Raw genomic sequence first — 12,622 nt, forward strand, 5'->3', positions numbered from 1 at the left:
AATGCGCACAACAATTGCGGAGCGGTGGGCAGTATCCCCATCACCGGCGCGCTCATCGCACTGCCCCGAATTCACCCGACACCCAAGATTTGTCTACCAACATGATTGGCTCTCGATTCGGTTATCCCGGTCATCTGTTCGGATTGTTCGCAACCAGGCTAACTGGATCATGCTCGCTCAGAAGACGAAACGCAAGATTGCGTTATCACTCCTGCAGTAAAGCCACCCTGACAGAACCGACAGTCACATGCGCAGCGCCGCACGGTCTTCCGGCGCGCCTCGCGGACTCGCCGAACACCATGGTTGTCCCTACGCCGCTGTCTTCGCCGATCGCGTGACATAGCGGCCTTGCAGCGCAATAATGCGATTCATGGCAGGCAAGCGTACGACCCTGACCGTCCGGCTTCGCCGGCTCGCAGCCATGTTGCGCGAGTTGCGCGAAAGCGCCCAGCTGAGCAAGGAAGACGTCAGCGCGCGGACCGGTATCAACGTCACCACGCTGTACCGGATCGAAATGGCTCAGGCGCGCCCACAACGTCGCACCCTCGGCGCCATGCTCGACCTGTATCAGGTCGACGACAAAATGCGCGAGGAAGCACTCAGCTTGCTGACCGACGCGCTGAAACCCGGCATGTCGCAGCCCTACGAGGGCGCGGTGTCGGAGGTGTACGCGAATTACATCAACTTCGAGGCGGAAGCATTGTCGGCCAGGCAGTACCAGACCTCGACGGTGCCCGGCCTGCTGCAGACGTTCGAGTACGCCGCCGCCGTGATCGACACCTCGATGCCGCGTCTCGACGCCTCGGTGATGGAGAGCAGGGCGCAGGCGCGCATGGATCGCGCCATCAACCTGACCAAGGACGACCCGCTCGAATTGTGGGTGGTGATGGACGAGGCGGCCATTCGCCGCGTGGTCGGCGGCCCCGCGACGATGGTTGGCCAACTCGATCGGCTGCTCGACGAGACCAAGCGCAAGAACGTGATCCTGCAGGTGCTCCCGTTCGACGCGGGCGCTCACCCCGGCATGGCGGGCTCGTTCACGCTGCTCGACTTCCGCAATCCGGTCGACCCGGAGCTCGTGTACGTGGAGAGCATGTCGGTGCACAACCTGGTCGAGGGGCACTCCGAGATCCGCCGGTTCGGCGTGATCTTCGACCAATTGCGGGCGATGGCGTTGAGCCCGCGCGACTCGGCGAAGTTGATCACCGAGGCCAGGGACGCGATCACGCAGGCCGCGGCCGCTCAGTAGCGGCTGGCGCGGCGGAAACCGATCGCGGCGGGTAGCGCGAACACCACGATCGCGCCGAGCGACCAGGCCAGCGTGGCCAGCAGCGGGTCGCGCACGGGACCGCCGAGTGAGAGTCCGCGCATCGTCTCGATGGCGTGGGTGAGCGGGTTGTGTTCCACGATCGGGCGGGCCCAGCCGGGGTAGGCGGTGAGCGGGACGAATCCGGTGCTGAAGAACATCAGCATCGACGATCCGAGCGAAATAGACTCCACCAGTGCGGGTTTCGCCGTATACACGGCGCACGCCGTGACCATGGTCGCGAAGCCGAGACCGTACAGCACCGGGATGCCGAACAGCGCGATCGCGGCGAGCGGGCCCTGGGTGAAGCGGAACCCGAGGGCGATGCCGACGGCGAAGATCACCATGGTGCAGAGCAGGATTCGCACACCTTCGGCGAGGACCCTCGAGAGCAGGCCCGAGGCACGATGGACCGGCAGCACCCAGAATCGGGACAGCAGTCCGCCATCGCGTTCGCGACCGAGGGTGACGGCGCCGGCCAGCGAACCCGACATCACCCCGACCAGCGAGACCATCGGGACCGAGCCGTACAGTGCGTCAGCACCCGCGAAAGACGAGACCTGTTTGCCCAGCACGGCATTCAGCATCACCAGCAGGAGCGCGGGGAAGAGCAGGGCTTGCATCACCGTCAGCGGGTCGCGGCCCCAGCGGGTCAGCAGCCGTTTGGTTTGAATCACCGTCTGCGGCAGTAGCATTCGCAGCGTCTCGGTGTGCCGGTCGATGACCGCGGGCAGCGTTTCGGTTGTCATGCGGTCCGCCGCGCGGCGTGTCGCCAGGCCAGGCCGCCGCAGACCACCAGGATGCCGAGCGCCCAGGCCAGGCCGGGACCCAGTGTCGCGATGTCGACCGAGCCGGCGTTGCCGGTGGCGTCGCCCGCCAGTGCGCGCAGGCCGTCGACGAACTGGGAGACGGGCTGATTGCGGACGAAACCCTGGATCCAGCCGGGGAATTGGCTCGCGGGCGCGAACCCGGTGGACACCATGCCGAAGATCAACTGGGGCAGCACCAGGAGCTGGGTGGTGGCCTCGGGGCTGGTGGACATGCTGCCGAGCAGGTCGGCGGCACAGCACAGGGCGGTCGCGATCAGCAGCGCGAACGCGAGGAAAGCCACGGTGTGCCACCAGTTTCCGCTGAACCGGAAGCCGATGAGGGTGCCGCAGACCAGCGCGGCGCCGACCGCGATCACCGCTCGGTGGGCGGCCACGGTGATTCTGGCCGCGAAGGGGATCCACCGCGGCATCGGCAGGGTGGCGAAGCGGAGGTCGAGGCCGTCGCGGGCATCGGTGGCGGAGCGGAACGCGGCGGTGACGGCGCAGAACGCGACCGCCTGCATGACGATCATCGGCATCAGGAACTGGGCGTAGCTGCTCAGGCCGTGCCCGTAGACGGTCATCACGAGCTCGAGCGGGACGTAGAAGCCGATGGTGAACACCGCGGGGGCAAGGAGCGCGGTCACGATCTCGCCGGTGCGCCACGCCGGGCGGATCAGCCGTTGCGCGAGCACCCACCACTGCGTGAACGCCGCCGTCGGCGCGCGGTCGATGCCGGGCTCGTCGGTGGTCTGCACGCCCCCATCGTTGCCGATGTGCGCTGTGCCGGCGGGGAACTCGGTCTGCATGTCGCGCCTAGGACGTGGCTGTCGCGAGGATTCGGGCGATCTCGGGGAGAAGTTCGGGTGTGGCGAGTTCGTCGGAGGTCGCGTCGAGGACGAAGCCGGTAACCGGGCCCTCGACGTAGGGGCGCCAATTGCGCACCGTGGCACCGGGATCGAGGCGGTCGGTGCCGTCGGGCTTGCGGCCCGCGATGCAGACGGTGAGGTCGCCGGGGAGCCAGGAGGGCCGGTAGCCGGACACCATGCGCGCGGCTGTGGTGCTCAGGTCGGCGATGCGGTCGAGATCGCGGCCGGGGAGGTCCGTCGTTCCCGCGAGGCCGAACAGCGGGGCGAATCGGTCGGCGGACAGCGGTGCGGGGGTGGGACCCGCCGGGTCGGTGGCGAGGACGACGACGCGGACCTGTTCGCCTGCCGCGCGAAGTCGCACCGCGACTTCGTGGGCGACGAAACCGCCTGCGGACCAACCGAGTAGCTGGTACGGGCCGCGCGGGGCGATACGGCGGATCTCGGCGAGGTAGCGGGTGGCGTATTCGCGGATCGTGCGCGGTCCGGTGCTCGCCTGCAGGCCGTAGATCGGGACCCGGGGCTCGAGATGGGTGACCAGACCCGCATAGTTCCAGGCCAGCGATGCTTCACCGGCCAGACAGAACAGGGGCGCGCCGTCGACGTAGGTGGTGCGCGGGCGGATCGGCAACACGATATCGGTCGCCGCGGAGTCGGCGCGCTCCTCGTCGACGGCGGATTCCGCCGCGCAAGCGTCGGGCCGGTCAGCCGTCCATCCGCAGGCAGACGGCTGGCCTGCCGGATCGTCGCGAGTGCTCACAACAGATGATACGTCGTACGAAACCCCTGGCAGCCCAATACTTTCGGGGGCAATCGCTGCCGACCGACTTCGCATCAGAACTCCTTCGCCGACCCGACCACAGATGGTGTGAGTTCCACTGTCGTGCAGGAAGGCCGCGGCCCCAAGCGACCCCGGGGCCCGATCTCACCCACCCAGGTGGCGGTGAACCCACCCTAGGTGTCATCGAAGGGAGGCCGCGAACACCTGTCCGGCACTAGTAGGTGTTCAGAGGGAGGCTGCGGACTCCTGACCACAGGTCGTCGATCAGGCGCTCGTAGCTGTCGGCGAGGTCGTCGAGGCGGACCCACTCGTCGTAGAAGACCGATTCGGGGGCACCTGCCAGGGCGACGAACGTCTGAGAGCAGTGTTCGGCGAGGCGGTCGACCAGGCCGCCGAGGGTTTCGCAGTGTTCGTCGGCCGCGGCGGGCGGCACGGGGGCGGCCAGGATGACCCAGCGGTCGATCGCGCGCATCAGCTGGGCGCGACGACGGTCGATGCGCTCGGACTCGCTCAGCGGGGTGCGCTCGCGCAGCTGGTGCAGCAGCGCGAGCTCACCAGCCGCGTCGAGAAGGGGGTGGTCATCGTGTGGCAAACCACGGAAGGCCGCCAGGAGCACATCGCGGCCGGGCAGCATCGCCTCTCGTGCCGAATGCCACATCTCACCGCTCCCCGTCGAACGGCCGACGTCAACGCGCGCAACCTTCATCTGGCACACCTCCGGCTCGGGCACGACACCCCGGTGGAGGTGCCACAGCGTGCGGACGGAACGGCCCCGAACCCGCGCGGATCGCACATATCCGGCAACCATTTCGCCACCAACTGTCCCTCACAGCGCACGTGGCGGAAGCACTTTGCCCACCGGACACTTGCATTGTCCGCTCCGCCGCCTTGTCCGCTCCCCCGCCTGTCCGCGCATTCAGGCCAGGCGTGGGAGCGGGTCCCATGGTCTTCCTACTGCACGCGCAGGCTGCCGAACAGGCCGTCTTTTTCGTCTTCGGGACCCGCGGTGAAGTAGAGGGCGTTCGCGTCGCCCTGGCTTTCGCCGTTGCCGAACATCAGTGCCCACAGGCCCGCGATCTCGACCGGCTTCGCTTCACCGTCGCGCAGGTAGTCGACGAAGGTGCCAGTGGTGTCGTCGTAGGCGAGCACGCGGCCGAGCCCGCCGAAGTTGCCGATCAGCAGCTTGCCCGACAGAGCACCGAAGTTCGACGGCGCGATCGCCACACCCCATGGCGCGTTGAGCCTGCCGCCGTCGTCGATGATGCGCACCAGCTTGCCCGCGCCGTCGAACTCGGCGACCTTGCCCCGGTCCGGTGTGCCGTCCGAGGCCTTGTCCTGAGCGGCGTCGAGCGAGACTTCCGCGCCCTTGTCGAAGGCTTTCGGGTCCGCCTTGCCGGGCGCCGTCATGGCGTAGGACACGAACACTCGGCTACCGAGCGTGGTGATGTTGAACGGCGCCGGATCGCCGGGCTTGGCCTTCTTGCCCTTTTCCGGCGAGGACGCGTCGATCACCTCACCGGTGGCGAACGGGTTGGCGAAGCCGGTGGTCGCGACCGGCTGCCAGTTCTTGTCGAAGGTGCGGACCTGCGGATCTGCGCCGAAGTCGGCTGCCAGCAACTTGTCACCCGAGGGGGCAAGCGCGATGCCGAAGAAGGCCATGCCCGCCGCGGTTCCGTCGAACACCTGGTTCGCGCCGCCGTCGCGACGCACGATCACGCCGTCGGGAGCCTGCTCGGTCCAGGCGGAGATCTTGCCCGAATCGGTAGCGAAGATGAAGCGCGCGGAACCGCCGAGCGGAACCGGCATGCCGTCCACGTCGACCCACTGGTCACGCACCACGAACAGATCCGAGGTGATCGGCGCCGGGTTGGACACGACGCCGGTGGTCTTGCCGATGCTCTTGTCGGAGGTGTCGGCATCGGCGCCGGGAATGCCGACAAGCTTGAACTGGTCCTGAGTCAGCTTCTGCAGCTTGGGATCCGAGGACGACTGCACGTCACCGAGGAACTGGAACGACTTGCCGCCCGCACCGACCCAGAAGTGCCCACCCGTGCCGTTCGGCCGATCGGCCAGGCCCCAGGCGTTGACCATGCCCGGCACCGTGAACTGGGCGTGATAGGAGTCCTTGTCGGCAGCCAAGTTGGTCTGGCTGTAGCGGTTGCCGTCCAGCGCGGCCACGTCGTCGGTCGAGGGCTCGGCGTTCGAGCACGCCGCGGCGAGCAACACGGCCGCGCCGAGTACCGCACCGCGCACCAGCCCGGACCGCACCCCGCGGGCGCCCCTCACATGTCCGTTCACGTTCTTTTGTCCTTTCGACCCTCCGCCGGACGGCGTTCAGGCGAAGGTGACCTTATCGCGGCTGATGCGCCGGTGTGCCGTGACCGCCGCCGGAACCGCGGGGTTAGGCTGTCGGCCGTGGTCGAACCCTCCCCCAACATCGCCCCGCATCCCGACATCGCCGCTCTGGCACCACTACTCGGTACCTGGCGCGGCCGCGGCAGGGGCGAATATCCGACGATCGAGTCCTTCGACTACGTCGAGGAGATCACCTTCGGGCACCTCGGAAGGCCGTTCCTCACCTACCGGCAGAAGACCAAGGCGGGCTCCGACGGTCGCCCACTGCACGCGGAGACCGGCTACCTGCGCAGCCCGGCGCCCGGCCGGGTCGAACTGATCCTCGCCCATCCGACCGGAATCACCGAGATCTGCGAAGGCACGATCACCGAAACGGTCGACGGAATTCGCCTGGAATTGAACTCCACGAATATCGGTCTGAGCGAATCCGCGAAGCGGGTTACCGCGGTCGGCCGATCGTTCCATGTGACCGGCGACATGATCGAGTACACACTGCGGATGGCGGCTGTCGGCGAATCTTTGCAACACCATCTAGCGGCAACTCTGCAACGCGGCTGAGTCACGTGTAATTCGGCAATTTACCCGAACATGACCCCTGATCAGCGCATTTGCGCGATCGAAACCGATAATTCACCTTTTCATCACGGTGCGGTAGCGGTTGTGTTCGAACACGCCCGCACATAGGGCAACAATTGTGTGTCGCTTACTGACGCCGCCTGTTGCCGCAGTAACCATCGTTCTACGGTTATGCATCAGCTAATCCCCAGACAATCGAACGACTGCCCCGCGAACACGTCGAAACCCTGAATGAGGGAGACGAACTATGAGGCGTTCCACTCTGATCTTGACCACTGCGGGGATGATCCTCGGCGGCGCGGCCGCCATCGACGTCCTCGACGGCGCGGCCATGGGGGCCGCGCCCGAGCCCGTTGTCAGCTACAACGTGCTGCACGACACGGCGTCATCCCATACCGAGAGCACGTCACTCGCGGTGGTGCGGGGTCTGCTGGCGACTCAGTAGCCTGCGGGCAAGGCGGCGAACATATCCCGGGTGGTGGCGACCGCATTGTCGGAGCTGCCGCCCTTGACCAGCAGTGTCGCGAACGCGATATCCCCGCGATACCCGATGAACCACGAGTGCGAACCCCCGTCGACCTCGGCCTCGCCGGTCTTGCCGTAGACCTCGCCCTGATCCCTGATGCGTTCGGCCGTGCCGCCGGTGACCACCATGCGCATCATCGAACGCAGTCCCTCGACCACCTCCGGCGCGATCGCGGGCCGCTCACCGGTGACCTCGGTCGGCCTGCCCGCGATCAGATACGGCACCGGCGCGCTACCGTGCGCGACCGTCGCGGCCATCACCGCCATCCCGAACGGGCTCACCACCACTCGGCCCTGGCCGATGCCGTCTTCGGCGCGCTGGACGAGCCCCTCGGCTTTCGGCACCGAACCGGACATCGTCGGCAGACCTTCCACGTTGTAGTCCTGGCCGACGCCGAGGCGCGCCGCCGCCTCGGTGAGCGCATCGGGTTCGAGTTTGCTGGCCAGCCTGGCGAAGGTGGTGTTGCACGAGCGTTCGTAGGCGGTGGCCATCGGCACGTCGCCCACCGTGAACATGTTGTAGTTGGGGATCGTGCGTTCGCCGATGATGGTGCTGCTCGGGCAGGCCAGCACGGTGTCGGGTGTGGCAAGGCCCGATGCCATCGCCGCCGACGCCGTGACCGTCTTGAAGATCGAGCCCGGCGGGTACTGGCCGCTGGTGGCCACCGGGCCGTCGCGGTCGGCGAACTTGTTCTGGGCCACCGCGAGGATCGCGCCGGTCGACGGGCGCAGCACCACCATCATGGCCTGCTCGGTGCGCAGATCGACGGCGTGCTGGGCGGAATTCTGGACGAATCGGTCGATGCTCAGCGCGAACGAGGGCGCGGGTTCGGCCGCTTCCTCGTGCAGCACAGCGAGATCGGCGCCGTCGGCATTGCGGGTGACCACGCTCCAGCCCGCCTTGCCGTCGACCTCGGCGATCACCGTCTTGCGGACCTGGGTGAGCAGGTCGGGCGCGAACTTCCGGTCGGTGGCCACCATGTCCCACTCCTGGGTCAGGGTCACACCGGGCAGGCCGATCAGTTCGCCACCGATGGTCTCGGCCTCGTATTCGTTGAGCAGGATCACAGTGTGCGCGCCGTCGGTTTTGCGCGCCGCGGCGAGGATGGACTGCGGGGTGTAGGCGACGGGGTCGATGCGGCTCAGCGCCGCGGCGAGCGCACCGGCGACGCGGCTCGGGTCGGGGGCGTCGGCCACGGTGAACTTCACCCGCGAGACCTTGCCGGGCACGAGCACGTCACTGCCCGCCGCCTCGTTCACCCTGGCGCGCGGCGCGGGGCGGGTGCGCAGCTCCATGCTCTGGGTGTCGCCGAGTTCGGGGTGGATGTCGGCGGAGCTCCAGCGCACCAGCCAGCGCCCGTCGCTACGGCCCATCTGCAGTTCGCCGGAGTAGGTCCACTGGCGGCCCTTGGGCAGGGTCCACTCGTAGGTGTAGTCGACCGTCGCGGTGTCGCCGTTGACGCGCGCGTCGCCGGTGCGGATCGACAACTTCTCCGCCTGCAACGCCTGCCACGTCGAAGTCAGTGCCGCCGTTGCCTTCTCGGGTGCGGTGGTGAGCGCCGCGGCCGCGGGGAGATCGTGTTCGGCGAACGCCGCCGCGAAGGCGTCGGCGGCGGGCACCGGCCCCTGGGCACCCGAAGAACAGGCGGTCGCCGCAACGGCGAGGGCGGCCACCGCGCACGTGGTGAGCATCCGTGTCCTCATCGGCACCGATCGTAGCGGCGAACAGCCCGCTGACCTCGGCGCAACACGGTGTCGCCCTTACGGTTTGCGGCCGCCTCGATCTGGACTGACCGGAGGGTGCGACGAAGGAGTACCCGGAGGGAGGGAAGATCGAGGGAACAGGCCGCAAACCCGCGGCACCAGCCGCAAAAAACTCAGTCCACCAGGACAGTTGCGAAGGTGGCGATCTGGCGGAAACCCACGCGGCTGTAGGCGCGGCGGGCGATGCGGTTGTAGTCGTTGACGTAGAGGCTGGCCGTACGGCCTGTTGCCACAACAGCATTGGCGACCGAGGCGGTGCCCGCGGTACCGACGCCGGCACCCCGGTATTCGGGATGTACCCACACGCCCTGGATCTGGCCGGTGCGCCGCGACAGCGCGCCGATCTCGGCCTTGAAGACGACCTCGCCGTCTTCGAAACGTGCCCAGGCCCTGCCGGATTCGATGAGACTGTTGATCCGCCGCCGGTAGCCGCGGCCGCCGTCGCCTGCGCGCGGGTCGATGCCGACTTCTTCGATGAACATGGCGATCGCGGCGCTCAGGTAGCGGTCGATCTCGTCGGGCCGTACCCGGCGCACGCCCCCGTCGGCGCGCACGGTGGCGGGTTGGGCGAGTGCCAGCAGCGGTTGGTCGGCGCGCAACTCCCTGGCGGGACCCCACGACGGAAGCAGCATCTCCCACAGCGGGAGGGCGAGTTCCTGCCTGCCGACCACCGAGGAACACACCCGTGGCCAGCGGCCTGCCCGATCGGCGAACGCGCGTAAGGCCTGCTGGTCACCGCGGAGCGGAACCAGATTGGCACCGGAGAAACACAGGGAGTCGGCCGGTCCGCCGCGACTCCACAGCTCACCGACACCACTGCGCGTATCGAGCCCGAATTCCTGCACCCGGGCGGCGATCATGCACGACGCCACCGGGTCGGCGTCGAGGACGCGCAGCACTTCGCCGAGATCTCGCACGGCCACCGGGCGCGCGGGAGCGGTTTTGGACCGTCGCGTCGGCTCCAGCAGACTCCGCACGGCACCAGCCTGCCACGAAAGCACGCCGAGCGGTACGGGTCCGCCGAATCCGACGCCTGACCGAGAGTTGCCCGGCTCAGCTGACGGTGACGACCGGTTCGCCGCCCGGCTGCTCGCCCATCTCCTCGGCGATGCGCATCGCCTCTTCGATCAGGGTCTCCACGATCAGATGCTCGGGCACGGTCTTGATGACCTCGCCCTTGACGAAGATCTGGCCCTTGCCGTTACCGGAGGCGACTCCGAGGTCGGCCTCACGAGCCTCGCCCGGCCCGTTCACGACGCAGCCCATCACCGCGACGCGCAGCGGCACTTCCAGGCCGTCCAGACCGGCGGCGACGGCGTCGGCCAGGGTGTACACGTCCACCTGGGCGCGTCCACACGACGGGCAGGACACGATCTCGAGCTTGCGCGGGCGCAGGTTCAGCGACTGCAGGATCTGGCTGCCGACCTTGATCTCCTCGGCGGGCGGGGCCGAGAGCGAAACGCGGATCGTATCGCCGATGCCCTCGCTGAGCAGCGCGCCGAAGGCGACCGCCGACTTGATCGTGCCCTGGAACGCCGGGCCCGCCTCGGTGACACCGAGGTGCAGCGGGTAGTCACTCTGGGCGGCGAGCTGGCGGTAGGCCTCGACCATGATCACCGGGTCGTTGTGCTTGACCGAGATCTTGATGTCGCCGAAGCCGTGCTCCTCGAACAGGCTCGCCTCCCACAGCGCCGACTCCACCAGCGCCTCTGGCGTTGCCTTGCCGTACTTCTCGAGCATCCGCTTGTCGAGCGAACCGGCGTTGACGCCGATGCGGATCGGGATGCCCGCGGCGCCTGCGGCCTTGGCGACCTCGCCGACGCGACCGTCGAATTCCTTGATGTTGCCCGGGTTCACGCGCACCGCGGCGCAGCCCGCGTCGATGGCGGCGAAGATGTAGCGCGGCTGGAAGTGGATGTCGGCGATCACCGGGATCTGCGACTTCTTCGCGATCGTGGCGAGCGCGTCGGCGTCTTCCTGACGCGGACAGGCAACTCGCACGATGTCGCAGCCCGAGGCGGTGAGCTCGGCGATCTGCTGCAGGGTGGCGTTGATGTCGTGAGTCTTGGTGGTGGTCATCGACTGCACCGAGATCGGCGAATCGCTACCGACGCCGACATTGCCGACCATCAGCTGGCGGGTCTTGCGCCGGGGTGCGAGAACAGCAGCGGGGGCGGCTGGCATCCCCAATCCGATTGTGGTGGTCACGTTCGGCTGCCTTCTTTCGTACGGTTCTCGGATTGACCGGGTGTATGTTGCCGAGCTTAGTCGCGCGGAGTGACCCGCCGCCCTGTGAGGGCCACGACAGTGAATGCATCGCGGTTTTCGGCCGCCCCGGATCCGAGGGGCGAGACGGAACGCCGCAGGCGCGGTATCGCCCCTCGGATTCGGGGTGACGAGGCCGAAGACCCGCGGCGACAGCCGCGAATGTTACCGCAGGCTGATCGGGTTGACGATGTCGGCGGCCAGCGTGAGCAGCATGAACGCACCACCGATCACTACTGCCACATATGTCAGCGGCAACAGCTTGAGGTAGTCGACCGGGCCCGCGGGGGCCTTGCCGAACCAGCCTCGGATCGTGTTGCGGACCTTCTCGTAGAGCACCACCGCGATGTGACCGCCGTCGAGCGGCAGCAACGGCAGCAGATTGAACGCGCCGAGGAAGAAGTTCAGGCTGGCCAGGATCATGATGAACATGCCCCACAGGCCACGCTCGGCGGTCTCGCCACCGAGGCGGCTGGCGCCGTAGACGCTCACCGGGGTCTCCGGGTCGCGCTCGCCGCCGGTGACGGCTTCCCACAGTGCCGAGACCTTCTGCGGCATCTTCGCCAAGGACTTCACCGTCTCGACGAAGAAGTCGCCGGTGAACGAGATGGTGGCCGGGATCGCCGCGATCGGGCCGTACTGCTTCGGCTCGGCGTAGTCGGGACCGACCCCCACCGCGCTCACCTCACGACTCGGGCCTTCCTTGGGCGAGCGCACGACCCGCTCCGGGGTGACCGGAACCGTCAGCGTGGTGCCGTCGCGTTCGATCGTGTAGGTGAAAGTGCCGGTCTGCTTCTGGGTTTCGGCCTGGAACTGTGCCCAGGTGCTCACCTCGACGCCGTTGACGGCCTTCACCACGTCACCACGCTGCAACCCGGCGCGCTGGGCGGGGCCGTCGCCGGTGCAGGGGGCGAGGGTCTTCTCCGGGGTCTCCTGCGCGACGCAGCTCATGGTGCCGAGCGCGGTGGCAGGCGGCTGCTCGAGCTGCGGCAGCCCCCAGCCGATCGCCAGGACCACCAGCAGGATGAACCCGAGCAGGAAGTTCATGCCGATGCCGCCGAACATCACGACCAGGCGCTTCCAGGTCGACTGGCGGTACATCGCCCGGTCGACTTCCTCCGGCTCGAGCTCGTCGAGCGCCGTCATGCCCGCGATATCGCAGAAACCGCCGAGCGGCAGCGCCTTCAGGCCGTACTCGGTCTCACCGCGACGGAACGAGAACACCTTCGGCCCGAAGCCGATGAAGTAGCGACGCACCTTCATGCCGGTGGCCTGCGCGGTCCACATGTGCCCGCACTCGTGCAGCGCGATCGAGATCGTGATACCAAGGGCGAACAGAGCGAACCCCAGCGCGAAAACCATGTTCTCCCTGCCG

The 12,622-nt window shown here is 67.8% G+C and carries 12 protein-coding genes; 3 read left to right on the forward strand and 9 right to left on the reverse strand.

The window, feature by feature from the left end; translation table 11 throughout:
* Positions 1–370 precede the first annotated feature (370 nt).
* Positions 371–1,249, forward strand: coding sequence for a helix-turn-helix domain-containing protein (locus ACWZHB_RS19350; protein ID WP_427903269.1), 879 nt, complete (start codon positions 371–373; stop codon positions 1,247–1,249).
* Here ACWZHB_RS19350 and ACWZHB_RS19355 read toward each other — a convergent pair.
* The 5 genes from ACWZHB_RS19355 to ACWZHB_RS19375 form a co-directional block, all read right to left on the reverse strand.
* Positions 1,243–2,055, reverse strand: a complete 813-nt coding sequence (locus ACWZHB_RS19355; protein WP_427903270.1) for an ABC transporter permease — start codon at positions 2,053–2,055, stop codon at positions 1,243–1,245. The two genes, ACWZHB_RS19350 and ACWZHB_RS19355, sit on opposite strands and share 7 nt — an antisense overlap.
* Positions 2,052–2,924 carry an ABC transporter permease gene (locus ACWZHB_RS19360; protein WP_427903271.1) on the reverse strand — a complete coding sequence of 291 codons (873 nt, stop codon included), beginning with the start codon at positions 2,922–2,924 and terminating at the stop codon, positions 2,052–2,054. Before ACWZHB_RS19360 ends, ACWZHB_RS19355 begins: the two co-directional genes overlap by 4 nt.
* A gap of 7 nt (positions 2,925–2,931) precedes the next feature.
* Positions 2,932–3,741, reverse strand: a complete 810-nt coding sequence (locus ACWZHB_RS19365; protein WP_427903272.1) for an alpha/beta fold hydrolase — start codon at positions 3,739–3,741, stop codon at positions 2,932–2,934.
* Between the two features lie 235 nt (positions 3,742–3,976).
* A complete protein-coding gene (locus ACWZHB_RS19370) occupies positions 3,977–4,468 on the reverse strand; it encodes a hypothetical protein (RefSeq protein ID WP_427903273.1) in 492 nt (163 codons plus the stop codon).
* A 245-nt stretch (positions 4,469–4,713) separates the two neighbouring features.
* Positions 4,714–6,060: a TIGR03118 family protein gene (locus tag ACWZHB_RS19375; protein WP_427903274.1), complete on the reverse strand. Its 1,347-nt coding sequence runs from the start codon at positions 6,058–6,060 to the stop codon at positions 4,714–4,716.
* A 117-nt stretch (positions 6,061–6,177) separates the two neighbouring features.
* On the opposite strand from ACWZHB_RS19375, the gene ACWZHB_RS19380 reads away from it, so the two are divergent.
* Both ACWZHB_RS19380 and ACWZHB_RS19385 read left to right on the forward strand, forming a co-directional pair.
* Positions 6,178–6,675 (forward strand): peroxynitrite isomerase, encoded by a 498-nt coding sequence (locus ACWZHB_RS19380; RefSeq protein ID WP_427903275.1) that lies wholly within the window; start codon positions 6,178–6,180, stop codon positions 6,673–6,675.
* 265 nt (positions 6,676–6,940) lie between these two features.
* Positions 6,941–7,138, forward strand: coding sequence for a hypothetical protein (locus ACWZHB_RS19385; RefSeq protein ID WP_427903276.1), 198 nt, complete (start codon positions 6,941–6,943; stop codon positions 7,136–7,138).
* Here the strand turns inward: ACWZHB_RS19385 and ACWZHB_RS19390 are convergent.
* The 4 genes from ACWZHB_RS19390 to ACWZHB_RS19405 form a co-directional block, all read right to left on the reverse strand.
* Positions 7,132–8,922: a penicillin-binding transpeptidase domain-containing protein gene (locus tag ACWZHB_RS19390; RefSeq protein ID WP_427903277.1), complete on the reverse strand. Its 1,791-nt coding sequence runs from the start codon at positions 8,920–8,922 to the stop codon at positions 7,132–7,134. The two genes, ACWZHB_RS19385 and ACWZHB_RS19390, sit on opposite strands and share 7 nt — an antisense overlap.
* A 173-nt stretch (positions 8,923–9,095) precedes the next feature.
* Entirely contained in the window at positions 9,096–9,950 is an 855-nt protein-coding gene (locus ACWZHB_RS19395) for a GNAT family N-acetyltransferase (protein ID WP_427909226.1), read from the reverse strand.
* A gap of 85 nt (positions 9,951–10,035) precedes the next feature.
* Entirely contained in the window at positions 10,036–11,190 is a 1,155-nt protein-coding gene (gene ispG / locus ACWZHB_RS19400) for a flavodoxin-dependent (E)-4-hydroxy-3-methylbut-2-enyl-diphosphate synthase (RefSeq protein ID WP_427903278.1), read from the reverse strand.
* A 222-nt stretch (positions 11,191–11,412) separates the two neighbouring features.
* Positions 11,413–12,609, reverse strand: a complete 1,197-nt coding sequence (locus ACWZHB_RS19405; RefSeq protein WP_427903279.1) for a M50 family metallopeptidase — start codon at positions 12,607–12,609, stop codon at positions 11,413–11,415.
* Positions 12,610–12,622: the final 13 nt, after the last annotated feature.

It is taken from the genome of Nocardia sp. FBN12 (assembly GCF_054031145.1).

Coding starts and splice junctions, on each gene's coding strand:
- ACWZHB_RS19355 (WP_427903270.1), bottom strand. CDS start 2,055: ATGACAACCGAAACGCTGCCCGCGGTCATCGACCGGCACACCGAGACG.
- ACWZHB_RS19350 (WP_427903269.1), top strand. CDS start 371: ATGGCAGGCAAGCGTACGACCCTGACCGTCCGGCTTCGCCGGCTCGCA.
- ACWZHB_RS19370 (WP_427903273.1), bottom strand. CDS start 4,468: ATGAAGGTTGCGCGCGTTGACGTCGGCCGTTCGACGGGGAGCGGTGAG.
- ACWZHB_RS19385 (WP_427903276.1), top strand. CDS start 6,941: ATGAGGCGTTCCACTCTGATCTTGACCACTGCGGGGATGATCCTCGGC.
- ACWZHB_RS19360 (WP_427903271.1), bottom strand. CDS start 2,924: ATGCAGACCGAGTTCCCCGCCGGCACAGCGCACATCGGCAACGATGGG.
- ACWZHB_RS19390 (WP_427903277.1), bottom strand. CDS start 8,922: ATGAGGACACGGATGCTCACCACGTGCGCGGTGGCCGCCCTCGCCGTT.
- ACWZHB_RS19405 (WP_427903279.1), bottom strand. CDS start 12,609: ATGGTTTTCGCGCTGGGGTTCGCTCTGTTCGCCCTTGGTATCACGATC.